20 protein-coding genes are annotated in these 22,321 nt (G+C 70.4%); 12 read left to right on the forward strand and 8 right to left on the reverse strand.

Annotation, left to right across the window (positions count from 1 at the left end; all coding sequences use genetic code 11):
• The first annotated feature begins 2 nt into the window (after positions 1 to 2).
• Together AC1DF3_RS12510 and AC1DF3_RS12515 are read left to right on the forward strand one after the other, a co-directional pair.
• Positions 3 to 971, forward strand: a complete 969-nt coding sequence (locus tag AC1DF3_RS12510; RefSeq protein ID WP_286533679.1) for an AraC family transcriptional regulator — start codon at positions 3 to 5, stop codon at positions 969 to 971.
• Entirely contained in the window at positions 968 to 1,408 is a 441-nt protein-coding gene (locus AC1DF3_RS12515; RefSeq protein WP_286533680.1) for a cyclophilin-like fold protein, read from the forward strand. Before AC1DF3_RS12510 ends, AC1DF3_RS12515 begins: the two co-directional genes overlap by 4 nt.
• Here the strand turns inward: AC1DF3_RS12515 and AC1DF3_RS12520 are convergent.
• A complete protein-coding gene (locus AC1DF3_RS12520) occupies positions 1,386 to 1,859 on the reverse strand; it encodes a YqhA family protein (RefSeq protein ID WP_286520025.1) in 474 nt (157 codons plus the stop codon). The genes AC1DF3_RS12515 and AC1DF3_RS12520 overlap by 23 nt on opposite strands.
• Positions 1,860 to 1,940: 81 nt before the next feature.
• On the opposite strand from AC1DF3_RS12520, the gene AC1DF3_RS12525 reads away from it, so the two are divergent.
• Positions 1,941 to 2,327, forward strand: coding sequence for a DUF4345 family protein (locus tag AC1DF3_RS12525; protein ID WP_286533682.1), 387 nt, complete (start codon positions 1,941 to 1,943; stop codon positions 2,325 to 2,327).
• On the opposite strand, the gene AC1DF3_RS12530 is transcribed toward AC1DF3_RS12525, so the two are convergent.
• Entirely contained in the window at positions 2,324 to 3,142 is an 819-nt protein-coding gene (locus AC1DF3_RS12530; RefSeq protein WP_286533684.1) for a transglutaminase-like domain-containing protein, read from the reverse strand. The two genes, AC1DF3_RS12525 and AC1DF3_RS12530, sit on opposite strands and share 4 nt — an antisense overlap.
• 275 nt (positions 3,143 to 3,417) lie before the next feature.
• Between AC1DF3_RS12530 and katE the strand changes: the two genes are divergently transcribed.
• Complete coding sequence (gene katE / locus AC1DF3_RS12535) at positions 3,418 to 5,622, forward strand: catalase HPII (protein ID WP_478139806.1); 2,205 nt, start codon at positions 3,418 to 3,420, stop codon at positions 5,620 to 5,622.
• 3 nt (positions 5,623 to 5,625) lie between these two features.
• Here katE and AC1DF3_RS12540 read toward each other — a convergent pair whose 3' ends face one another.
• Together AC1DF3_RS12540 and AC1DF3_RS12545 are read right to left on the reverse strand one after the other, a co-directional pair.
• Positions 5,626 to 6,303, reverse strand: a complete 678-nt coding sequence (locus AC1DF3_RS12540) for an outer membrane lipoprotein (RefSeq protein ID WP_478139791.1) — start codon at positions 6,301 to 6,303, stop codon at positions 5,626 to 5,628.
• Between the two features lie 27 nt (positions 6,304 to 6,330).
• Positions 6,331 to 7,164: an amidohydrolase family protein gene (locus AC1DF3_RS12545; protein ID WP_478139792.1), complete on the reverse strand. Its 834-nt coding sequence runs from the start codon at positions 7,162 to 7,164 to the stop codon at positions 6,331 to 6,333.
• A gap of 127 nt (positions 7,165 to 7,291) precedes the next feature.
• Here AC1DF3_RS12545 and AC1DF3_RS12550 point away from each other — a divergent pair, with 127 nt between their 5' ends.
• The 6 genes from AC1DF3_RS12550 to AC1DF3_RS12575 all read left to right on the forward strand — a co-directional run bounded on the left by AC1DF3_RS12550 (position 7,292) and on the right by AC1DF3_RS12575 (position 14,640).
• Complete coding sequence (locus tag AC1DF3_RS12550; protein WP_478139793.1) at positions 7,292 to 10,765, forward strand: response regulator; 3,474 nt, start codon at positions 7,292 to 7,294, stop codon at positions 10,763 to 10,765.
• On the forward strand, positions 10,762 to 11,613 hold the full coding sequence (locus tag AC1DF3_RS12555; RefSeq protein WP_286533691.1) for a CheR family methyltransferase: 852 nt from the start codon (positions 10,762 to 10,764) through the stop codon (positions 11,611 to 11,613). Before AC1DF3_RS12550 ends, AC1DF3_RS12555 begins: the two co-directional genes overlap by 4 nt.
• Before the next feature lie 61 nt (positions 11,614 to 11,674).
• Entirely contained in the window at positions 11,675 to 12,274 is a 600-nt protein-coding gene (locus AC1DF3_RS12560; RefSeq protein ID WP_286533692.1) for a chemotaxis protein CheB, read from the forward strand.
• Positions 12,264 to 13,469 (forward strand): hybrid sensor histidine kinase/response regulator, encoded by a 1,206-nt coding sequence (locus tag AC1DF3_RS12565; RefSeq protein ID WP_478139794.1) that lies wholly within the window; start codon positions 12,264 to 12,266, stop codon positions 13,467 to 13,469. The genes AC1DF3_RS12560 and AC1DF3_RS12565 overlap by 11 nt, the downstream gene beginning before the upstream one ends.
• 81 nt (positions 13,470 to 13,550) lie before the next feature.
• Positions 13,551 to 13,907: a response regulator gene (locus AC1DF3_RS12570; protein WP_286533696.1), complete on the forward strand. Its 357-nt coding sequence runs from the start codon at positions 13,551 to 13,553 to the stop codon at positions 13,905 to 13,907.
• 7 nt (positions 13,908 to 13,914) lie between these two features.
• Positions 13,915 to 14,640 (forward strand): hypothetical protein, encoded by a 726-nt coding sequence (locus tag AC1DF3_RS12575; RefSeq protein ID WP_286533697.1) that lies wholly within the window; start codon positions 13,915 to 13,917, stop codon positions 14,638 to 14,640.
• A gap of 5 nt (positions 14,641 to 14,645) precedes the next feature.
• On the opposite strand, the gene AC1DF3_RS12580 is transcribed toward AC1DF3_RS12575, so the two are convergent.
• The 4 genes from AC1DF3_RS12580 to AC1DF3_RS12595 form a co-directional block, all read right to left on the reverse strand.
• Positions 14,646 to 14,864 carry a hypothetical protein gene (locus AC1DF3_RS12580; RefSeq protein ID WP_286520044.1) on the reverse strand — a complete coding sequence of 73 codons (219 nt, stop codon included), beginning with the start codon at positions 14,862 to 14,864 and terminating at the stop codon, positions 14,646 to 14,648.
• 169 nt (positions 14,865 to 15,033) lie between these two features.
• On the reverse strand, positions 15,034 to 17,025 hold the full coding sequence (locus AC1DF3_RS12585; protein ID WP_286533699.1) for an ATP-binding protein: 1,992 nt from the start codon (positions 17,023 to 17,025) through the stop codon (positions 15,034 to 15,036).
• On the reverse strand, positions 17,022 to 17,960 hold the full coding sequence (locus AC1DF3_RS12590) for an ABC transporter substrate-binding protein (protein ID WP_478139795.1): 939 nt from the start codon (positions 17,958 to 17,960) through the stop codon (positions 17,022 to 17,024). Before AC1DF3_RS12590 ends, AC1DF3_RS12585 begins: the two co-directional genes overlap by 4 nt.
• Positions 17,961 to 18,139: 179 nt before the next feature.
• Positions 18,140 to 20,038 carry an ATP-binding response regulator gene (locus tag AC1DF3_RS12595; RefSeq protein ID WP_286533703.1) on the reverse strand — a complete coding sequence of 633 codons (1,899 nt, stop codon included), beginning with the start codon at positions 20,036 to 20,038 and terminating at the stop codon, positions 18,140 to 18,142.
• A gap of 257 nt (positions 20,039 to 20,295) precedes the next feature.
• Here AC1DF3_RS12595 and phnD point away from each other — a divergent pair, with 257 nt between their 5' ends.
• Together phnD and AC1DF3_RS12605 are read left to right on the forward strand one after the other, a co-directional pair.
• The gene (gene phnD / locus AC1DF3_RS12600) at positions 20,296 to 21,303 is read left to right on the forward strand and encodes a phosphate/phosphite/phosphonate ABC transporter substrate-binding protein (RefSeq protein WP_478139807.1); all 1,008 of its coding nucleotides are present in this window, start codon (positions 20,296 to 20,298) and stop codon (positions 21,301 to 21,303) included.
• A 4-nt stretch (positions 21,304 to 21,307) separates the two neighbouring features.
• Positions 21,308 to 22,309, forward strand: a complete 1,002-nt coding sequence (locus AC1DF3_RS12605) for a phosphate/phosphite/phosphonate ABC transporter substrate-binding protein (protein WP_286533707.1) — start codon at positions 21,308 to 21,310, stop codon at positions 22,307 to 22,309.
• Positions 22,310 to 22,321: the final 12 nt, after the last annotated feature.

Raw genomic sequence — 22,321 nt, forward strand, 5'->3', positions numbered from 1 at the left:
CCATGTTCACTTCCACCCCTCGATCGCTGCATGGCGAGCGCCCCGTCGAGCAACTTCAGACCACCGTGATGCGGGCCGAACTCGCCGCGCTGATCGACCGGATGACCGTCGTCGACGGCGCCCATCAGACCGCGATACCGCGCCTGCTCCTGGCCCGGGCTTCGCAGATGCAGCATCCGGTGCATGCGATCCACGAGCCGGCGTTCTGCGTGCTGGCGCAGGGCAGCAAGCGGGTCCTGCTCGGCGAAGATGTCTACATCTACGACAGCAGCCAGTACCTGGTCGTGGCGCAGAACCTGCCGGTGTCGGGCCAGGTGGTCGACGCCTCGCCGGAGGCGCCGTACCTCGGCCTGCGGCTGAGTTTCGACGTCAAGGACATCGCGGCGCTCGGCCTGGACCTGCAGCTCGACGCCGCGCTCCCGAACCGGCGCTCTCCGCGCGGCATCTTCACCGGCGACCTGTCGACCACCCTGCTGGACCCGCTGCTGCGCCTGACCCGGCTGCTGGACACGCCCGAGGACGTGCCGGCGCTGGCGCCGCTGATCACGCGCGAGATCCTGTACCGGCTCCTGAAGGCGCCCGACGGCTGGCGGCTGGCCCAGATGGCGATGGTCGACAGCCACAGCCAGCGCATCGCCCAGGCCATCAGCGTGCTCTCGCAGCGCTTCCAGCAGGCGCTGCGGGTCGAAGACCTGGCGGACGAGGTCCACATGAGCGTGTCGTCGCTGCACCAGCACTTCAAGGCGGTCACGGCGATGAGTCCGCTGCAGTTCCAGAAGCAGCTGCGGCTGCAGGAGTCGCGGCGCATCATGATCAGCGAGAACGTCGACGCCGCCACGGCGGGGCATCGGGTCGGCTACGAGAGCCAGTCACAGTTCAATCGTGAATACAGCCGCTTCTTCGGCTCGCCCCCCGCGCGCGACGTGAAGCGCCTGCGCGAGCTCCAGCTGGGCCGGGGAGGCCAGACATGAAGATCCATCTGAAGCTGAATGGCCAGGTGATCCCGGCCACCCTGGCGGACAACCGGGCGGCGCAGGAGTTCGTCGCCATGCTGCCGCTGACGCTCACGCTGCACGACCTGTTCAGGCGCGAGAAATTCGGCCCGCTGCCCTCGGCCGTCTCGGCGAGCGGCACGCGGACCCAGGCCTACGAGGTCGGCGACATGATCTGCTGGGCGCCCGGCCCCGACCTGGCGATCCTCTATCGCCAGGACGGGCAGGCCATCAGCGGCGGCTTCCACGTCCTCGGCCGGATCGATGCCGGGGTCGAGGCCTTCGCTGCGCCGGGTCCGATCGAGGTGACGATCGAAGTGCCGGCGGGCGAAGTCGACGAGGCTGCGCTCGCCGTCGGTGCCCGTGGCCTGCGCTCGCGGGGCGGGCCTTGCGTCATCGGCGGGCGTTGTTCTTGACGAGGAAGAAGGTCAGGGCGCCGATCACCAGGGCCATGCCGGCGCCGAACGCGGCGATGGCGCTGGTGCCGTCCCAGGCCACGACCTCGCGCAGGAACAGCACGGCGAGCACCGCGATGACCACGCTGACCAGGTTGCCCTTGAGGTCCTCGAGGTTGTGGACCTCGAGCCACTTGGGCAGCGGCAGCTTGTCGTCGATGAACAGCGAATAGAGGCCGATGCTGATGATGTAGACCGCGATGGCGATCAGGAAGACGTCGACCGCCTCGACGATGCCGACTGCGAAGATCTTGACCGCCTTGGCCGAGACGGTGCCGTCGCGGATGGTGTCGATGAAGCTCGCGTACAGCGCCATGGCCTCGTACAGGATCAGCGCCATCGACCCCAGGAAGGTGCCGATCACGGGGACGATCATGATGTAGCGGCTCGAAGCCAGGATTGTTCGCAGCATCCGGCACCTTCCTCTGCAGTGGGGTTCGCCGGATCTTAGCCTTGGGCAGAATGCGGCAACGGATCACCAGAAAGAGGCTCCATGACGCCCGACGCCCCCCTCCTCGTCAGCCAGGTCATCGTGCGTGCCTGCCTGTTCCTCGTGGCCGCCATCGCCCTGTTCGGCGGCACCGTGCAGATGGTGCTCGGCCAACCGGACACCAGTCCGCGCCTGGACAACGTTCACCGCTTCATGGCGGGCGTCTATTTCTCGATGGGGCTGATCTGCCTTTGGGCCGGCGTCACGGTCCGCCAGCAGGGCTTCCTGGTCTACCTGATCGCCCTGGGCGTGCTGCTCGCGGGCCTGGGCCGACTGTTGTCGATCTCGAAGGTGGGCCTGCCCGAGCCGCGCCGGGTCTGGCTCGCGTACCTGGTTCCCGAACTGGTGATTCCGTTTGTGATGGCCGGGGCGCACTTCAGTGCGAGTTAGGCAATCACCTCGTCGGTCGTGACCTCGAAGCGCTGCAGCGTGTTGACGCCGAACACCATCGTGATCGGCACGTCGGCCGCGTCGCGGCCCCGCGCGATCACCACCCTTCCGATGCGCGGCGTGTTGTGCCGGGCATCGAAGGTGTGCCAGCGGTCGCCCAGGTAGACCTCGAACCAGGCACTGAAGTCCATCGGATACGGCACCGGTGGAATGCCGATGTCACCCAGGTAGCCCGTGACGTAGCGCGCCGGGATGTTCATGCAGCGGCACAGCGTGATCGCCAGGTGCGTGAAGTCGCGGCAGACGCCGACACGCTCCCGGAAGCCCTCCAGCGCGGTGCGCGTGGCGCGGGCGCATTGGTAGTCGAATCGCAGGTGCCTGTGCACGAAGTCGCAGATCGCCTGCACCCGCTGCCAGCCCTGCGGCACGCCGCCGAACTGGGCCCAGGCGAACTGCAGCAGTTCGCTGTCGACCTCGCAATAGCGGCTCGGCAGCAGGAACTGCAGCGTCTCCAGCGGCAGGTCGGCGGGCGCATGTTCGATCGCGCCGAGGCACACCGGGTCCGGCCAGCCGGTGTCGAACACCACCGCTTCGTTGCGCAGTCGCACGCGGCTCACGCCGGCGGGCACCGCCACGCGGGCGCAGTGGTTGTTGAAGCTGTCGGTGTAGTGGTCGGTGCGCAGCGGCGGGCTGATCGTGAGCTGCTCGCTGCCTTGGAGGTCGGCTGCGCGCGAAGGATGGAGCTGCAGCATGTAGATGAGGGCCGTCGGCGCCGTGACCCCGAGCTCGATGTCGAATCCGATTCTGATGAGCATGGTGCGCGGACCTTTGGTGGAGAAAAACTGGTAAAGCAGGTTTGATGCCGGCCGGGACGTACTTCATCGTAAGGAAGTGCACCGCGGCGTCGCGTGGGCAGGGCCGCCCGAAACCGCGTAGGCCATCGCGAGGGATCGTCGGTGCGGTCCTACCGTGATCGCCTCGCAGCGCCGACAGCCGGGAGCGCGCGCCCACTACGTGCTGCGCGCCGGCCCGACTTTAAGCTGAGGCATCACCCGCAGTATGGACCGCGGCCCGGTCGCCGGCCGTCGTTCTGCGAAAACCCGAGGACACCCCGATGACGCAACAGAACAAGGCGGCCGCCGGCCGTCGCCCGAAGCCGGGCGACGGCAGCCAGGCCAAGCAGGACCAACTGGCTGCCTTCACCAGCGACAACGTCGCCCGGCTGACCACCAACCAGGGCCTGCAGGTGCCGGACAACCACAACTCGCTGAAGGCGGGGCCGCGCGGGCCGACCCTGCTCGAGGACTTCATCCTGCGGGAAAAGATCACGCACTTCGACCACGAGCGCATTCCCGAGCGTGCGGTGCATGCCCGGGGGTCCGCAGCGCACGGCTATTTCGAGGTCTACAAGTCGATGTCGCAATTCACGGCGGCCGAGTTCCTGCAGGATCCGGCGGTGAAGACGCCCGTTTTCGTGCGCTTCTCGACCGTGGCGGGATCGAAAGGCTCGGCCGACACGGTGCGCGACGTGCGCGGCTTCGCGGTCAAGTTCTACACCCAGCAAGGCAACTACGACCTGGTGGGCAACAACATCCCGGTGTTCTTCATCCAGGACGCGATGAAGTTCCCCGACCTGGTCCACGCCGTCAAGCCGGAGCCGCACCATGGCATGCCGCAGGCGGCGAGCGCGCACGACACCTTCTGGGACTTCGCCTCGCTGATGCCCGAGACCACCCACATGCTGATGTGGGCCATGTCGGACCGCGCCATTCCGCGCAGCCTGCGCATGATGGAGGGCTTCGGCGTCCATACCTTCCGCTTCGTCAACGCACGCGGCGAGAGCCACTTCGTCAAGTTCCACTGGAAACCCAAGCTGGGCATCCACGGCCTCGCCTGGGACGAGGCGCAGAAGATCGCCGGCAAGGACGCCGATTTCCATCGGCGCGACCTGTGGGAGGCGATCGAGGCCGGCGATTTCCCGGAATGGGAACTCGGCGTGCAGATGATCCCGCAGGACAAGGAACATGCCTTCGGCTTCGACCTGCTCGATCCGACCAAGCTGATTCCGGAGGAGATGGTGCCGGTGCAGCGCATCGGCCGCATGGTGCTGAACCGCAACCCGGACAACTTCTTCGCCGAGACCGAGCAGGTCGCGTTCCATCCGGGCCACGTGGTGCCGGGCATCGATTTCTCGAACGACCCGCTGCTCCAGGGGCGCTTGTTTTCCTACACCGACACGCAGATCTCGCGCCTGGGCGGCGCCAACTTCCACGAGTTGCCGATCAACAAGGGCGTCTGCCCCTTCCACAACTTCCAGCGCGACGGCATGCACCGGCAGACCATCGCGCGCGGCCAGGTGGCGTATGAGCCGAATTCGCTGGGCGACGGCAAGGAGTTCCGGGTCGATGGCGCCAGCGCCGGCTTCCAGTCCTTCCCGGAGGAACTGGAGCCGCCCAAGCTGCGCCGGCGCAGTCCGTCCTTCGACGATCACTTCACGCAGGCCCGGCTCTTCTTCAACAGCCAGAGTGCGCCCGAGAAGGAGCACATCATCGCGGCCTTCCGCTTCGAGTTGTCCAAGGTCGAGGTGCCGGCCGTGCGCCAGCGCATGGTCGACAACCTGGCGCACGTGGACGAGAAGCTGGCGCGGCGCGTGGCAGAGGTGCTGGGCATCAACGCACCCGACGCCAAGGCCGCGGCCGGGCGCGCGGGCTTCCGGGCCCACCGCTTCACGATGCCGATCGACGAATCGCGGGCGCTCAGCATGGCAGACACCGGCAACGGCTCGATCAAGACCCGCAAGGTCGCCATCCTGGTCGCCGACGGGGTCGACTCGGCGTCGCTGAAGGCGATCCGCGAGGGCATCGAGCAGGCCGGCGCGCAGTGCAAGCTGGTCGGACCGCGGCTCGGCACGGTCGCCAGCGCCTCGAAGCGCCAGCTGGATGTCGATGCGACCTTCGTCAACATGCCATCGGTGATGTTCGACGCCGTGCTGGTGCCGGCCGGGGCCGAGGGCGCCCGAACGCTGGCGGCCAACGGCGACGCGGTGCACTTCGTGCTCGAGGCCTACAAGCACTGCAAGGCGATCTGCACCGTGGGCGAGGGGGTCGAACTGCTGGCCACGCTGGGCATCGGCGCCGACCCGAAGGCGGCGCCGTCGGGCGTGGTCGTGGCGGCGACCCCGGTCACCAACCTGGGCGATGCCAGCGCCGCGCAGCAGGTGGCGCAGGACTTCGTCGCCGCGATCGCGAAGCACCGGCACTGGGACCGGACCAACGTCGACGCGGTGCCGGCCTGAAGCTTATTTGTGGCCGTCGGCCGGCTGCAGCAGCTTGCCCTTGAGCGTGACCGCCTTGCCGACCGGCGGCGCCGTGGCGGTCTCGACGGTGCGCAGCGATCCGTCCTGCATCCGCACCCCGACCTCGTAGACGGTGGCGGTGTGGTAGCGCTTCTCGACCTCGTTGCCCGCGAAGCCGCCGCCCACCGCGCCGATCACCGTCGCCGCGGTGCGGCCGTTGCCATTGCCGATCTGGTGGCCCAGGACGCCACCCAGCACACCGCCGGCCACGGCGCCGACACCGGTGGCCGGAACCTGGCGCTGCACGGGGCGGACCGACTCGACGTGGCCGCAGGTGGCGCAGACCGGCACCGGGCGCGGCGCCGGGGGGGCGGCGGCTGCTGCTGCCGGCGCGGCAGGTGGCGGCAGCACGTCGGGCGCGCGAACGGGGGCGGGCGCCTGCGCCACGACCGGCGGTGGCGGCGCGGCCGGCACCAGGCCGGGCTTGCCGTCATCGGGCGCGGGCGCCAGCATCGGCGGCGCCGCGGCCACCGGTGAAGCCGGCGCCGAGTCCGCGTTGCGGGCCTGCTGGTGCAGCAGGACGCCACCCAGCGCCGCGACCGCCACGGCGAGGGCGCCGATGGTGGCCCACATCGCCTTGAGCGAGCGGCCCGGGGGAGGGTGGAGGGGTGTGGGGTCCATGGCGGTTCCTTTCCGGCGCCGCGCGGCTCAGTCGGTCCATCCAAGAAGCCGTCGGGGCGTTTCCCAGAACAGCTTCCGGCGCTCGCCGGCATCCGGGAAGAGCTGCTCCATCAGTTTCAGCTGTAGGCCATAGTCGATTCGTTCGGTCGCCCTCAGGTAGGGCCAGTCGGAGCCCCACAGGCAGCGCTCGAGCGTGAACGCCTCGGCCAGGGCCCGAACAAAGGGCCAGACATCCTGGTGCGGATGCGGCTGGCCCGAGAACTTCGCGAAGCCGGACAGCTTGACGCAGGCCTTGCCCGATCGTCCCAGGCCGAGCAGCGCCTGGAAGCCGGGCTGCCGCAGGCCTGCCGCGATATCGGGCTTGCCGCAATGGTCGATCAGGATCGGCACGCCGGCGTCCGCCAGCAGCGGCAGCAGGGCGGGCAGCTGGTCCCGCTCGACCTGTACCTGCAGCAGCAGGCCGAGCTCGCGCAGCTTGCCGACCAGCGCGCCGGCACCGAGGTAGTAGTCGACGCCGAGGAAGGAGGGGTTGAAGGCCACGCCCACGATGCCCTGCGCCTTCAGCTCGGCCAGTGCGTCGAGCGCGATCCCGTTGTCGACCACCGCAATCCCCTTCATGCGGCCCTGGCTGCGCGCGATGGCGTCGAGCAGGCAGGCGTTGTTGCCGGTGCCGTAGCCGGAGTTGGGGCCGACGACCAGGGCACGCTGCACGCCATGGGCCGCCATCACGGCCAGGAAGAGATCGGCCGAGCCCGTCTCCTGGCCCGCCGGCGCGTAGTGCGTGTCGCTCGCATAGGGGAAGCGCCTGGGGTCGAGGATGTGGTTGTGGCAGTCGATCTTGGGTTCGTCGAAGATGTCCATGGGGCAAGGGTAGCGCGGCGCTGCCGCATCGCAAGGCGCGGCGGCCCAGTTCGCGGCCTTATCCGACAGGGCTCGGCCGCCGGGTCTGGCACGCTTCTCGGGTTTTGCTTCGTCCATCTCCGACTCCATGAAAACTCCCTCCGCGATCGACCCCGAGGAATTCCAGCGCCTGCTCAGCCGCAACCTGAAGCTGCCGCTGATCGGCGGCGTGGTCGGGGCCGTGGTCTTCGTCGGGTTGATCCTCTACCTGCTGTCGGTGATCGGCTGGGTCGAGCACACCGACCGCGTCACGGGCAGCGCGACCGAGCTGCAGCGCCGCAGCATCGACATGGAGACCGGCATGCGGGGCTTCCTGATCACCGGCGACGAGAGTTTCCTGGAGCCCTACGACAGCGCCCTGGCGCGCGTGAAAGACGACTTCGGCGCCTTGAAGGCCCTGGTGTCCGACAACCCCGCGCAGGCGGCGCGGGTCGACCGCATCGCTGCGCTGCAGGCCTCGTGGAACGACTTCGCCCGCGAGACCATCGCCCTGCGGCGCAACGGCGGCGACTACCAGCAGGCGGTGAGCCTGGGCCGCGGCAAGCGCCTGACCGACGACATGCGCGCCGAGTTCGCGGCCTTCGTCGACACCGAGCGCAACCTGCGCTTCCAGCGCAACAACGAAGTGACGAACACCAGCATCGCGATCGTCGCGCTGTTCGTGCTGTTCACCCTGGCCTCCACCGGGCTGCTGGCCTATTTCGGCCGGCGCCAGCTGCTGCGCCTGTCGGACAGCTACGACGCGGCGCTGGGCGAGCAGGCCGCGCATGCCGAGACGCTGCGGCAGCAGGCCTGGCTGCGCAGCGCCCAGACCGAGCTGGGTGCCGAACTGGTGGGCGAGCCCGGCGCCCAGGAGATGGGGCGCAAGGTGCTGGCCTTCTTCTCGCGCCATGTCGGCAGCCTGGTCGGCGCGATGTACCTGCGCGAGCGCCATGGCGCGCTGCACCGGATCGCGAGCTATGGCTTCTCGACCGCGGCCGAGGCCTCGCCACAGGTGTTCGCTCCCAACGAGGGCCTGGTCGGGCAGGCGGCGTCGGAGCGGCGATTGCTGCGGGTCGAGCCGGTGCAGGCCGACTACCTGAAGGTCAATTCGGGGCTTGGCGAGATGGCGCCGGCGGCCGCGGTGCTGCTGCCGGTCCAGAACGACGGCGTCGTCAACGGCGTGATCGAGCTCGGCCTGCCGCGCCCGCCGAACGAGCGCGACCTGCAGCTGCTCGACCTGGTGGCCGCCACCATCGGCAGCGCGGTCGGCGCGGTGCGCTATCGCCAGCAACTGCAGGACGCGCTGGCCGAGACCCAGCAGCTCAACGAGGAACTCCAGGTCCAGCAGGAAGAGCTGCGCACCGCCAACGAGGAGCTCGAGGAGCAGTCGCGCGCATTGCGGGCCTCGCAGGCCACGCTGGAGAACCAGCAGGCCGAACTTGAACAGACCAACAGCCAGCTCTCGGAGCGCACGGAGGCGCTGGACCAGCGCAATGCCGCGCTGCGCCGGGTCCAGCGCGACCTCGAGGAGCGGGCCGACGAACTGCAGCGCGCGAGCCGCTACAAGTCCGAGTTCCTGGCCAACATGTCGCACGAGCTGCGCACGCCGCTCAACAGCGCGCTGATCCTGGCCAAGCTGCTGGGTGACAACCCGCGGGGCAACCTCGACGCCGAGCAGGTGAAGTTCGCCGAATCGATCTACGCCTCGGGCAACGACCTGCTGGTGCTGATCAACGACATCCTCGACATCGCCAAGGTCGAGGCCGGCAAGCTCGACGTGGTGGCCGAGCATGTGCCGCTCGCCAGGCTCGGCGAGAGCCTGCGCATGAACTTCGCCCCGCTGGCGGGGCAGAAGCAGCTCGGCTTCCGGCTCGACATCCGTCCCGACGCGCCGGCTTCGCTGGTCACCGACCGGCAGCGGGTCGAGCAGATCCTCAAGAACCTGCTGTCGAACGCGCTCAAGTTCACCGACCGTGGCGAGGTCGCAATGACCGTGTCGGGCACGGCCGATGGGGGAGCCGCCTTCGCGGTGTCCGATTCGGGCATCGGCATCCCGGCCGACCAGCAGGAGGTGATCTTCGAGGCCTTCCGCCAGGCCGACGGCACCACCAGCCGGCGCTACGGCGGCACCGGCCTGGGCCTGTCGATCTCGCGCGACCTGACCCGCCTGCTCGGCGGCACGCTGAACGTGCACAGCGTGCCCGGCGCCGGCAGCACCTTCACGCTGCAATTGCCGGCGCGGTCGCCGCAGGCCGAAGCGACGGCGGCGCCCAAGGCGCCCCCCGCGCCGGCCCGCGCCGATCTGCCGCCGGCGCCGCCGGCCCCTGCGGCCCCGGTCGCGGCGGCGATCCCCGCGCCCCAGTTCGCCGACGATCGCGCCCTGCCGCGCGACCAGGCCCGGCGGGTGCTGGTGATCGAGGACGAACCGCAGTTCGCCCACATCCTCTACGACCTCGCGCACGAGCTCGGCTACCGCTGCCTGATCGCCCATGGCGCGGCCGACGGCTTCAGCCTGGCGACCCAGTTCCTGCCCGACGCGATCCTGCTCGACATGGGGCTGCCCGACAGCCCCGGCCTCGGCGTGCTGCAGCGCCTCAAGGACGATCCGCTGACCCGCCACATCCCGGTCCACGTGGTGTCGGCCCAGGACAGCGCCGAGGCGGCGCTGCACATGGGCGCGATCGGCTATGCGCTGAAGCCGACCACGCGCGACCAGCTGAAGGCCGTGTTCCGCAAGTTCGAGGACAAGCTGACGCAGAAGGTCAAGACGGTGCTGCTGGTCGAGGACGACGCGCTGCAGCGCGACAGCGTGGTGAAGCTGATCGCCGATGACGACGTCGTGATCACCGCGGTGGCGTCGGGCGGGGAGGCGCTGGCGCTGCTGCGCAGCCGCGTCTTCGACTGCATGATCACCGACCTGCGGCTGCCCGACATGCAGGGCAGCGAGCTGCTCAAGCGGATGGCGACCGAGGAGATCGTGTCGTTCCCGCCGGTGATCGTTTACACCGGGCGCAACCTGACCCGCGACGAGGAAGCCGAGCTGCTGCGCTATTCGCGCTCGATCATCATCAAGGGCGCGCGCTCGCCCGAACGCCTGCTCGACGAGGTCACGCTGTTCCTGCACAAGGTCGAGGCCGACCTGTCGAGCGAACGCCAGAGCATGCTGAAGACCTCGCGCGGCCGCGACCGGGTGTTCGAGGGCCGCCGCATCCTGCTGGTGGACGACGACGTACGCAACATCTTCGCCCTCACCAGCGCTCTGGAGCAGCGCGGCGCCACGGTCGAGATCGGCCGCAACGGCCGCGAGGCGCTCGAAAAGCTCGACCAGGTCGAGGACATCGACCTGGTGCTGATGGACGTCATGATGCCGGAGATGGACGGCCTCGAGGCCACGCGCCGGCTGCGCCAGGACCCGCGTTTCGAGAAACTGCCGGTGATCGCGGTCACCGCCAAGGCCATGAAGGACGACCAGGAGCAGTGCCTGGCGGCCGGCGCCAACGACTACCTGGCGAAGCCGGTCGACCTCGACCGGCTGTTCTCGCTGCTGCGCGTGTGGATGCCGAAGATGGAGCGGCTGTGAAGACGGACCCGGTGCAACGCGCGCTGCATCCGCCGAGCGCCACGGAGATCGAGCTGCGCCTGCTGATGGAGGCGATCTACCTCAAGTACAGCTACGACTTCCGCGACTACACCGGCGCCTCGCAAAAGCGGCGCGTGCTGTATGCGCTGGGCCAGCTCGGCCTGCCGAACATCTCGGCGCTGCAGGAGCGCGTGCTGCGGGACCCGACGCTGTTCGCGCAGCTGCTGCAATACCTCACGATCCCGGTCAGCGAGATGTTCCGCGACCCGGCCTACTTCCTGGCGCTCAGGCGCCAGGTGGTGCCGGTGCTCCACACCTATCCGTCGCTGACGGTCTGGGTGGCGGGCTGCAGCACCGGCGAGGAGGTGTTCTCGCTGGCCATCCTGCTGCGCGAGGAAGGCCTGCTCGAGCGCACCCGCATCTATGCGACCGACATCAATCCGGCTTCGCTCGAGAAGGCCCGCCAGGGCATCTTTCCGCTCGAGTCGGTGCGCAACTACACCGCCAACTACCAGCGCGCCGGCGGCCAGCGCGCCTTCTCGGACTACTACACCGCGGCCTACGACGCCGCCCGCTTCGATCCCTCGCTGTGCGCCGACGTGACCTTCGCCGACCACAGCCTGGCGACCGACAGCGTGTTCGCCGAGACCCACCTGGTGTCCTGCCGCAACGTGCTGATCTACTTCAACCGGGCCCTGCAGGACCGCGCGCTGGGCTTGTTCCACGAGTCGCTGTGCCACCGCGGCTTTCTCGGCCTCGGCGCCAAGGAGAGCATCGACTTCTCCGGCTATGCCGAACGCTTCGGGGTGCTGGCGCGCGCCGAGCGCATCTACCGGAAGGCCTCATGAGCCCCCGCCCGGCCGCTCCGAAGGGGGCTCGCACCGCAGTGCGAAGCACGGAGGTTGCCGCATGACCGCCAGTCCGCTGCCGCCGCGTCGGATCGAGGCCGTGGTCGTCGGCGCCTCGGCCGGTGGCGTCGACGCGCTGATCGCGCTGCTCGGCGACCTGCCGGCCAGCTGGCGGCTGCCGACCGCGGTCGTGATCCACTTGCCCGAGGCCCATGAAAGCCGGCTGGCCGAGATCTTCCGCCACCGGCTGCCGTTCCCGGTCCTGGAGGCCGAGGACAAGGCGCCGGTGGCGCAGGGCACGCTGTACTTCGCGCCGCCCGGCTATCACCTGTCGATCGAGCGCGACCGCTGCTTCTCGCTGAGCTGCGAGCCGCCTGTGCTGTTCTCGCGGCCGGCCATCGACGTGCTGATGGCTTCGGCGGCCGATGCCTATGGCCCGGCGCTGGCCGGCGTGCTGCTCACCGGAGCCAACGAAGACGGCGCCGAGGGCCTGCTGCGCATCCACCAGGCCGGCGGACTGACGGTGGTCCAGGACCCGGCCGAGGCCCTGGTGCCGACCATGCCGCGCGCGGCCATCGCCGCCCACGCGCCCGATTTCGTGCTACCCCTGCGCGAGATCCGCGCGCTTCTGCTGGAACTGGATGCTGCCCATGCCCATTGATGTCGAAAGCAAGCTGCTGATCGTCGACGACCTGCCGGAAAACCTGCTGGCGCTCGAGGCGCTGATCCGCGGCCCGGGGCGGCCGGTGTACCAGGCGTCGTCGGCCGAGCAGGCGCTGGCGCTGCTGCTGGAGCACGAGTTCGCGCTCGCCATCCTCGACGTCCAGATGCCGGGCATGAACGGCTTCGAACTGGCCGAGATGATGCGCGGCACCGAGCGCACGCGCCACATCCCGATCATCTTCGTGAGCGCCGCCGGGCGCGAGATGAACTACGCCTTCAAGGGCTACGAGAGCGGCGCGGTCGACTTCCTGCAGAAACCGCTCGATGCCCAGACGGTGAGCAGCAAGGTCAGCGTCTTCGTCGACCTGTACCGGCATCGCAAGGCGCTCAAGCACGAGATCGACGCACTGGCCGTGTCGCACCGCCGGCAGGAGGCGCTGGTGCAGCAGCTGCAGTGCACCCAGCGCGAGCTGGAGCGCGCGGTGCGCATGCGCGACGACTTCATGTCGATGGTCTCTCACGAGCTGCGCACGCCGCTCAACACGCTCTACCTCGAGACCCAGGTGCGCAAGCTGCACCTGTCGAAGAACAACATGGCGCCCTTCGCGCCTGACCGCCTGCCGGCGATGATCGAGCGCGACCAGCGCCAGATCCAGAACATGGTTCGGCTGATCGACGACATGCTCGACGTCACCCGCATGCGCAGCGGCGCCCTGTCGATCCAGCCCCGGCCGGTGGACCTCGCGCAGCTGGCGCGCGGCGTGGTCGAGAGCCTGGCACAGCAGGCCGAGGCGGTGGGCCCACCGATCCGCCTCGAAGCGCCGGCCGGCGTGCCGGGCGTGTGGGACGAGTTCCGCATCGAGCAGGTGCTGACCAACCTGATCACCAACGCGCTGCGCTACGGTGGCGGCAAGCAGGTCGAGGTCAGCGTGCGCCAGGAGGGGGGCCGCGCGCGGATGAGCGTCAGCGACCAGGGCCCGGGCATCGCGGCCGAGGACCATGCGCGGATCTTCGAGCAGTTCGAGCGCACCGACGACAGCCGCCGGCAGGCCCCGGGCCTGGGGCTGGGCCTCTATATCGCGCGCCAGATCGTGCGCTCGCACGGCGGCGAGATCGAACTGGCGAGTGCGCCGGGGCAGGGCGCCACCTTCAGCGTGATTCTGCCGCTGAGCGCCGACACGCCGGCGGCCTGAACGGTGCGGGGCGGCGTCCTACACCGCCATTGCGCTTGCCAGCCCGATACTCTGGAACTTTGCTTTGGTGGAGATTTGCAAGTGAACGTCCTGATCGTCGACGACAACCACGCCGCGGCGGACCTGCTGCAGGAGCTGCTGGTGCTGCAGGACCACACGGCATGCTGCACCTACACCGGCCAGCAGGCGCTCGATGTGGCCGCCCAGCAGCGCTTCGACGCCGCGCTGGTCGACCTCACCCTTCCCGATTTTCCCGGCACCGAGGTGGCGCGCCAGTTGCGCGCCAGCGCCCGCGGCGAGCCGCCGCTCCTGGTCGCGATCTCGGGCTACGCCGCCGACGAGGCCGGCGACGCCGCGGGGCTGTTCGACCACCACCTGCAGAAGCCGATCGATTTCGACGTCCTCGATCGCATCCTGGCGCGGCCGCTGGCGGGATGACGGCTCGATGAAGTCTTCGCCCGGAGCGCGCAGCTGGATGGCGGCAGGGGTGCGCCACGAGCTGCTGACCCGCGCCTTGCCGGCGCTGCGCCACGAGATGGCGGCCCCGGTGTCGGTGATCCGGATGGGCGTGCTGCTGCTCAAGCGCCAGCTCGCCAACGTGGCCGAGGTCGCCCCCGATGCCGCCGCCATGGCCGAGCGCGTGGCGCTGATCGAGGACCAGGTGGCGGCGCTGGCCAGCGGCGTGCGCTCGCTGCGCGACTGGGAGCTGGCCACCCATGACGACGGCATCACGCGCAGCGCACTGGTGGCCCAGTGCACGACCTTGATGCGGGTGGCGTTCGAGCTCAACGGCATCGGGCTGAGGCTCGGCGAGGGGCTCGCGCCGGTCGAAGGCGAGCCGCGCTTTCCGGCCGCCGCGGCGCTGCGCTACATGGCGCTGGGCGCCCTCGGCCACCTGCACGACAGCGTGCCCAACCTGGGCGAGATCCGGGTCGAGGCCGTGGGCGGCGACGGGCTGCGCTTCGTGGCCAGCCATGGCGCCGCGGCGCCGGTCGAGCCCATCGCCGGCGCCCACCGGGCGCCGCGCGCGCTCGCGATCGACGCCATCGCGCTGCAGGCACTGGCCGACGGGCTGGGCTGTGCGGTGACGGTGGAGGGCGAGAGCGTGCGTTTCGGGCTCGGAACCGCGATGGACCCGGTCTTGACGGCGCCGGGCCGCGCGCCGGGCTGACGCGCTCAGCGAAGCCGCGAGCCCGTCGGACCGGCCTCGGCGCCGGTGGTCATCGGGTTCATTCGCTCTTCGCACTCGGACATCATTCGGACGCTGCGCTTGACGCGGGCGGTCATCTTGTCGTTGAGGTGGTTCCAGCCACGGTACATCGGCACCACGACCAGCCAGCCGATGCCGATCACGCCGCCCAGCGCGCCCATGTACTCCCAGTGCATCGGTTCCATGTGTCCCAACTCATCCTTTCCGCAGCCTGCGGACCGGGGTAAAGATACAAATGGTATCAATGGCGTGCCTTAAACATGGCGAATCGTCGTGCTGGCGCATGCGCTGTTCGGGCGCTATGTCACAGCCAACCAACAAGTTGATTCGACAAGGAATGCTTTCGAATTCAAGTCAGGCCATGACAGTGCTGCGCCGGGTCGACAGCAGCGCCCGCAGCTTGGCCGGCGCCACCGGCTTGGTGAGCAGCAGCACGCCGCCCTGCCGCAAACGCTGCAGCGCCTCGGGCCCGGTGGCGCCCGACACCAGCACCGGCAGCGCGTCCGGCTGCAGCCGGTGCGCCGCCGCGAGCACCTCCATGCCGTCCTCGTCGTGGGCCAGTTGCAGGTCGCACAGCACGACGTCGAAGTGCGCGCCGCCGGTGCCGAGCTGCGCCAGGGCCTCGGCCTGGTTGGAGGCGCAATCCACCTGGCAGCCCCATTGCGCGAGCAAGGTCCGGCTGCCCTCGAGGATCGCCGGATCGTCGTCCACCACCAGGCAGTGGAGGCCCGCCAGCGGCGCCGACGCCGGTGCTTCGGGCGCCACCGGCACCACCTCGCGCGGGCTCGCCAGCGGCAATTCGATCGCGAAGGTGCTGCCGGCCTGGAGCGCCGAGCGCACCGAGATGCGAGCGCCGAGCAGGGCCGCGATGCGCGAGCAGATCGCGAGGCCGAGGCCGAAGCCCTGGCGCCGGTCGCGCTCGGTGTTCGCGACCTGGTAGAACTCCTCGAAGATGCGGGTCTGGTGGATCGGCGCGATGCCGACCCCGTTGTCGCGCACCTCGATGCGCACCGCGTCGCCGCGCCGGCGCGCGGTCACCAGCACCGTGCCGTCGGGTGGCGTATGGTGCACCGCGTTGCTCACGAGGTTGCCGACGATCCGCAGCAGCAGCGCGGCATCGCTGCGCACCGCCAGGCCGCGATCGCGCCACAGCAACTGCACCCGGGCGGCGGCCGCGGGCGCGGCGTGCCGGGCCTCGAGCTGGTCGAACAGCGTGGCCAGCGAGACGCCGCTGATCGCCGGCGTCAGCACCTGGGCGTCGAGCCGCGAGATCTCCAGCAGGTCGTCGAGCAGCACGCCCATGAACTCGGTCGCTTCCTGCAGCCGCAGCACAGCCGGCCGCTGGAGCGTCGAGGCGGTCGGCAACAGGCCGTCGATGAACAGGCCCATGGCGTGCAGCGGCTGGCGCAGGTCGTGGCTCGCGGCCGCCAGGAACCGGGCCCGGGACAGTGCCGCCTGCTCGGCCTCGGCCATCCGCTGCAGTGCGACCGCGGTCGCTTCGCGCACCCGCTCCTCGCTCGCCTGGCGGTTGCGCTGCAGCCGCTCGGCCAGGCGATTGATGTCGTGCGCCAGGTTGGCGAACTCGTGCCGGGCGCGACGGTCGCGGGCGCCGGCTTCGCGCTCTCCCTCGTCCTCGGCCACCACGTTGCAGCGGGCGTCGAAGCGGCCCGATTCCAGCGCCGCCACGGTGCGCGAGATCCGCCGCAGCGGCTGGGCGACCGCGCGCGCCGTATGGCGCACCCAGGCCCAGGCGGCCAGCAGCGCGATGATCGCGACGCCGATGCCGGCCATCAGCGAGCGGGTGCGTTCGCGATCGTAGGCGGTGGTGTCGCGGAAGGTCTGGACCAGGCCGATCGGTGTCTCGCCGGAGGCGGTCGACCCGGCCGGCGCGAAGGCGTTGGCGCGCGAGGCCTCGCGCAGCGTGACCGGCGCGGTGAACATGCGCAGCTGGGCCAGCGGCGCGGTCTTCGGTCCGGCCGTGACGTAGATGCCGGCGCTGTTGCTGATCTCGACCCGCGTCACCTGGCCGCCGCGCAGGGCGGCGTTGGCGACGTTCTGCAGCGCCGGCAGGTCGCCGGCATATAAGCTCAAGTCGGACATCGCCGCCACCTGGCGCGCCACCGCCTCGCCCTCGGCATCGAAGGCCGCTTCGAGCGTCGCCAGCCGGCCCTGGGTGAACCATGCGGTCAGCGCCAGCGCCACCGCCACGCACGGCACCACGCCCAGGCGGAACAGGTCGCGCTGCAGGCTGGCGCCGACCACCAGCGCCCGACGCTCCGCAACCGGCGGGTCGCTGGCCCGCACGATCGGCGCGGGGGCGGCGAGGCGGTGGCTCGGGGCGGTCATCGGAGGGCGCTCACCCGCGCGGTCAGTTCGCGTTCGTCGGGCAGGCGCAGGCCGAGGCCGCGCGCCACGGTGGTGTTCACGCGGACCGTGGCCGGCGCGGCGACCTCGACCCGCACGCCGGGGGCCGTGCCGGACGCCTCCAGCTTGCGACCTAGCGATTGCGCCTGCCGGGCCAGCTGTGCCGGCGTCGCCACCATGGCGGCGAGGCCACCCGAGCGCACCAGGCCATCGCTGGTACCGAACACCGGCAGGCCGGCACTGGCGCCGGCGCGCAGCACCGCCAGCGTGGCGGCCTGGCTGTCACCGATCTTGTCGGGCAGCACCAGCAGTGCGTCGCTGCGCGACACCAGCAGGCGCAGCACCACCGCCAGCGACTTGGCGTCCGGCGCGTACTCGACCTGCAGGTCCCAGCCCTGGCCGGCGCGCAGCAATTCGCTCACGATCGGCTCCGACTCGGCGGTGGCGACCACGCCCACCCGGCGCTTCGACGGCAGCAGTGCATCGATCAGCGCGAGCTGGTCGGCCATCGCGGGTTCGCGCAGCAGCACGCCGATCTGGCGCTCCGGCCGCCGCAGGGCGGGCGTGGCCTTGAGGCTTTCGTAGTCGAGCCGGCTGAGCATCGCGAGCACCAGCGGATCCTGGCCGGGCCGCTCGATCGCCGAGCGCGCCGCGCTCATGCCGACCGCCATCGTGATGCCGGGCGCGTGCTCGTCGAGGCTGCTTTCGCCGGCCGCCAGGTGGATAAGGTCGAACCGGCTGTCGGCCTCCTGGGCGTCGCGCAGTTGGCGCACGAATTCGGCATGGGCGGCGGTCTCGTCGGCCATCAGCACCGTCAGCCCGGCCGCCTGCGCGCCGCCGCACAGCCAGGCTGCACAGAACACGGCGACAAGGGCGCGCTGCGCTCGAAGCAGCGTAGGGAAACGGCAGGCAAACATCGGGACTGCTTCCGCAGGGGTGAGAGGTCCAATGAATGTACGGAGCCGGCTGTTTCGGCGCGATAAGGCAGAGGGCTTATGTCGCCCCGCGGCCTGCCGCATTGTGGGAAACGCAGGCGAAAATCCGCAGCCTGTCGGTCTATGCCGGACGACGTACGGGCGCGTCCGACGGCGGGCGCCTACAGTGCCGCGGCGGCGCTGCGCACCGCGGCCAGCTGGATGTTGATGGCCTGGCGCAGCACCCGTGGCGAGACCGGCTTGTAGAGCACCGCGACGCCGGCGCTGGCGACTTCGCGCAAACGGTCGGGCTTGGTCTCGCCGGTCACCAGCAGCCGCGCGGTCGATGGCCCGATGCCGCGCGGGTGGCGTTCCAGCGCCGCGATCACGTCGAGCCCGTTGTCCCCGCCCTGCAGCAGCAGGTCGCTCACGACGATGTCGGGCGGCCGGTCCCAGGCGTCGGCCAGTGCCAGGGCTTCGGAACGGCTCTGCGCCGCCAGCACCCGCGCGCCCCAGTTCGCCAGCACGACCTGCAGGCCCTCGAGGATGGTGCGCTCGTCGTCGATCACCAGCACCACCATGTCGGCCAGGCCGGCATCGTCATCGGCCGGCGGGCCGAACGGCTGCGCGGGCGGCGCCGGCAGGCTGGGCGCGGGTGCCGTGGCGCGCACCGGCACCCGCACGCAGGTGCCCTTGTTGGGCCGGGAAATGAGTTCGACCCGGGTGTTGAGCAGGGCCGCGAGCCGCTGCACCGTGGCCAGGCCCAGCCCCATCCCGCGCGATTCCCTGCCGCCCTGCCGGCCCTGCGGGTCGACCTGGTAGAACTCCTCGAAGACCCGCGGCTGGTGATGGGCCGCGATGCCGATGCCGGTGTCCCAGACGTCGATGCGGATCGCCTTGCCGCGCCGCCGGGCGCCGACCAGGATTCCGCCCTCGGTGGTGTGGCGCAGCGAGTTCGAGACCAGGTTGTTGAGGATCCGCGACAGCATGACGTAGTCGCAGCGCACCCAGGCCTCGGTCTTGCGCACCACCAGCCGCAGGTTCTTCTGCTCGGCCACCGCCCGGAAGTTGCGGCTGATTTCGTCGAACAGGGTGTCGAGTGCGAAGTCGGTCCACTGCGGCTGCAGCACGCCGGCGTCGAGCTGCGAGAGGTTCAGCAGTTCGGAGAACAGCCGGTCCAGCGACTCGACGCACTCCCGGATGTGGCCGATGCGCTGCAGCCGCACCGGATCGGTCTCGCCCTTGGCGAGGCCGTCCGAAAACAAGGTCAGCGCATGCAGCGGTTGCCGCAGGTCGTGGCTGGCGGCGGCCAGCAAACGGGTCTTGGCCTGGCTGGCGACCTCCAGCTGCTGGTTCTTGCTGGCCAGCTCGGCGGTGGCGTTGACGATGCGGCTCTCCAGCTGGTTGCGGCTGTCCAGCAGCGCCCGGGCCGCCAGGTTGAAGCCGTGCTGCAGCCGCCGCACCTCGGCCGAACCCTCGATCTCGACCTGCGCGTCCTCGCCGGCGCCGAGCCGGTCGACCGCCTCGCCGAGCGCCTGGATCGGCGCGCTGATGCGCCGCGCCGCCCACCAGCCGGCCAGCCCGACCCCGGCCAGGCTGGCGCCCAGGACGATCACGACATTGAGCCAGACCGCCTGCTTGGCGCTCGCGACCGCTTCCAGGCTCATCTCCACCATCACCTTGCCGTTGTGCCTGCCGTCATCGCCGGTGATCGGGGCGACCACCTGCACCCCCTCCCCGCGCTGCCGGTCCATGGTTTCGGCATTGGCGACGATCTCGCCTTCTTCCGACCAGATCTGCACCTGCTGCACGTGCGGCTGGAAGCTGCCGGACAACGCGGTGCGCTGCAGCGCCCGGCGGTCCATGTGCTGCATCTGCGACTGGGCCACGGTCGCGACCTGCAGCGCCACCGTCTGGGCGTTCGCGCGCATCAGCGCGGTCAGGTTCTCCAGGTGCTGGCGCGTCAGCACCGCGATCGCGCCCAGGGTCGCCACGGTGGCCGGCAACAGCGCCAGCAGGACCAGCTGCTGCGCCAGTGTCAGACCGGCCAGCAGGCGCAGGGCGCGGAAGGACCAGCTCATCGAGGAGCTGGAACGGCTGCGGCTGTCAGCCACTGAGCGGCACCCCGTTGCGCATGGATCAATGAAAATGACACGTTTACTGCTTAAGTTGGTTTCTAATTGTGTTGTAGTCAGCACTCGCTTGACCAGCCCATTCGGCTCGTCGGGCCGATGCGGTCCAGAAAAAGATGCAGGCTCCCGTCCTCTGCGCTTCCCCTGTTGTCGCGGTTTCCCGGCCGGATCGGTTCCGGGCCGGTGCGGCGCGCGTGGCGGCCTGGATGCTGCGCGCCGGACTCGCGCTGGCCCTGGGCTGGCAGCTCGGGGCGGCGGCGCAGGCGGCCGGCGGGGCCGAGGCCGGCGCCGGCACCCCCGTGCGCTTCGGCATCCTGCCGCTGGGCGGGGCCTTCGAGTCGCGCAACGACTGGGAGCCGCTGCTGGCGGACCTGCAGCGCGCCATCGGTCGGCCGGTCACCATGCTGTCGGTCACCTCGTACGAGGCCCTGGAGCAGGCGATCCAGCGCGACCAGGTCGACATGGCTTTCCTGTCAGGCAAGATGGCGCTCGACGCCGTGACCTTGCGGCGCATGAAGGTGGTGGCGCAGGTGACGCGCCATGACGGCCTGCCGGGCTATCGCGCGCTGCTGCTGACGCGCAAGTCGGGCCCCCGCACCACCCTCAAGGAGCTGTTGGCCGAGCCCGAAGGCTGGCGCCTGGCGCGCGGCGAGAGCCGGTCGGTGTCGGGCTTCATCGTGCCGCAGCTGCAGCTTTTCCTGCCCAACCACATCGCGATGGAGACCCGCTTTCGCAGCGAGGTGGTGGGCACCCACCAGGTGACCGCGCTGGCGGTGGCCAACGGCGAGGCCGACGTCGCCACCAACAACACGGCCGACTTCGAACGCTTCCGGCTGCAGTTCCCGGCCGAAGCCGATCGGCTGCAGGTGATCTGGGAGTCGGAACTGATTCCGCATGCGCAGATCGTGATCCGGCGCGGCTACGGGCCCGAGTTCGAGAAGAAGGTGCAGCTCTTCCTGGTCGAGTACGCGCGGGGCAAGGGCCCGCGCGGCGACAGCGAGCGCGCGGTGCTGAAGTCGCTGCACGACCTGGCCGGCTTCGTGGCGGCCGACAACAGCTCGCTGCTGCCGGCCGCCAAGCTGGCCTACCAGCTGGCGCGGCAAAGCACCATGACCTCGCAGTGGGTCAACGAGGCGGCGCGCCAGGCGCGGCTGCAGCGCATCGAAGCCACCTATGCCGAGCAGGTGGCGGCGTTGCGTTCGGGGGCACCGTGACGGCATGCTGAGACGAGGCGCCCTGGCGATCGCGGGCGTGGCGCTGGCCGCTGCGCTCGGCTGGCACGCCGCTGCCGCGGCGCAGGCCGCGCCGGCCGAGTTGCGCTTCGGCGTGCTGCCGGTCGGCGGCGTGGTCGAGTCGCGCGAAAGCTGGACCCCGCTGCTGGCCGAGCTCAGCCGTGCGCTGGGCCGGCCCGTGACGGTGCACTCGGCCACCACCTACGAGGCGCTCGGCGAGGCCATCCGGCAGCGCCAGGTCGACTTGAGCCTGCTGTCGGCGCAGCTCGCGCTCGATGCCGTGACCCAGCGCCGCATGGTGGTGCTGGCCCAGGTCGAGCGGCATGGCGGCACGCCGGACCACCGCGCCGTGCTGCTGGTGCGCAAGGGCGGGCCGCCCGACCCGCTCGCCGACCTGCTGGCCCGGCCCGAGCAATGGCGCCTGGCGCGCGGCGACAGCCGGTCGGTGTCGGGCTTCATCCTGCCGCAGGTCCAGCTCTTCCTGCCGAACCGGATCGCGATGGAGACCCGCTTCAAGAGCGAGATCGTCGGCACCCACCAGACCACGGCGCTGGCGGTGGCCAACGGCGACGCCGACGTGGCGACCAACAACACCACCGATTTCGAGCGCTTCCGCGCGCAGTTCCCGGCCGAGGCGGGGCGCCTGCAGGTGATCTGGCAGTCGGAGCCGACGCCGCCGGCCCAGGTGCTGGTGCGCAGCGACGTGCCGCCGGAACTCCAGAAGAAGCTGCGCGCCTTCCTGGTGGGCTACGGGCGCGGGCGGGGTCCGCGCGCCGAGGCCCAGCGCGAGGTCCTCAAGTCGCTGCGGGCGTCGCTGGGCTATGTCGCCGCCGACAACAAGGCGCTGCTCCCGGCGGCCCGGCTGCAATACCAGCTCGCCCGGCAGAGCGCTTTGAACGCGCAGTGGGTCAGCGAGGCCGCGCGCCAGGCCCGGCTGCAGCGCATCGAGACCGCCTACGCCGAGCAGGTCGCCGCCCTGCAGGATTAGTCGGCCTGCGGG

The organism is Variovorax sp. 10N432, assembly GCF_056394465.1.

Excerpts from the sequence above, each read along its gene's own strand:
- AC1DF3_RS12510 (WP_286533679.1), top strand. The coding sequence starts at position 3 with ATGTTCACTTCCACCCCTCGATCGCTGCATGGCGAGCGCCCCGTCGAG.
- AC1DF3_RS12515 (WP_286533680.1), top strand. The coding sequence starts at position 968 with ATGAAGATCCATCTGAAGCTGAATGGCCAGGTGATCCCGGCCACCCTG.
- AC1DF3_RS12520 (WP_286520025.1), bottom strand. The coding sequence starts at position 1,859 with ATGCTGCGAACAATCCTGGCTTCGAGCCGCTACATCATGATCGTCCCC.
- AC1DF3_RS12525 (WP_286533682.1), top strand. The coding sequence starts at position 1,941 with ATGACGCCCGACGCCCCCCTCCTCGTCAGCCAGGTCATCGTGCGTGCC.
- AC1DF3_RS12530 (WP_286533684.1), bottom strand. The coding sequence starts at position 3,142 with ATGCTCATCAGAATCGGATTCGACATCGAGCTCGGGGTCACGGCGCCG.
- AC1DF3_RS12540 (WP_478139791.1), bottom strand. The coding sequence starts at position 6,303 with ATGGACCCCACACCCCTCCACCCTCCCCCGGGCCGCTCGCTCAAGGCG.
- AC1DF3_RS12545 (WP_478139792.1), bottom strand. The coding sequence starts at position 7,164 with ATGGACATCTTCGACGAACCCAAGATCGACTGCCACAACCACATCCTC.
- AC1DF3_RS12550 (WP_478139793.1), top strand. The coding sequence starts at position 7,292 with ATGAAAACTCCCTCCGCGATCGACCCCGAGGAATTCCAGCGCCTGCTC.
- AC1DF3_RS12560 (WP_286533692.1), top strand. The coding sequence starts at position 11,675 with ATGACCGCCAGTCCGCTGCCGCCGCGTCGGATCGAGGCCGTGGTCGTC.
- AC1DF3_RS12565 (WP_478139794.1), top strand. The coding sequence starts at position 12,264 with ATGCCCATTGATGTCGAAAGCAAGCTGCTGATCGTCGACGACCTGCCG.
- AC1DF3_RS12575 (WP_286533697.1), top strand. The coding sequence starts at position 13,915 with ATGAAGTCTTCGCCCGGAGCGCGCAGCTGGATGGCGGCAGGGGTGCGC.
- AC1DF3_RS12580 (WP_286520044.1), bottom strand. The coding sequence starts at position 14,864 with ATGGAACCGATGCACTGGGAGTACATGGGCGCGCTGGGCGGCGTGATC.
- AC1DF3_RS12585 (WP_286533699.1), bottom strand. The coding sequence starts at position 17,025 with ATGACCGCCCCGAGCCACCGCCTCGCCGCCCCCGCGCCGATCGTGCGG.
- AC1DF3_RS12590 (WP_478139795.1), bottom strand. The coding sequence starts at position 17,960 with ATGTTTGCCTGCCGTTTCCCTACGCTGCTTCGAGCGCAGCGCGCCCTT.
- AC1DF3_RS12595 (WP_286533703.1), bottom strand. The coding sequence starts at position 20,038 with ATGAGCTGGTCCTTCCGCGCCCTGCGCCTGCTGGCCGGTCTGACACTG.
- phnD (WP_478139807.1), top strand. The coding sequence starts at position 20,296 with ATGCTGCGCGCCGGACTCGCGCTGGCCCTGGGCTGGCAGCTCGGGGCG.
- AC1DF3_RS12605 (WP_286533707.1), top strand. The coding sequence starts at position 21,308 with ATGCTGAGACGAGGCGCCCTGGCGATCGCGGGCGTGGCGCTGGCCGCT.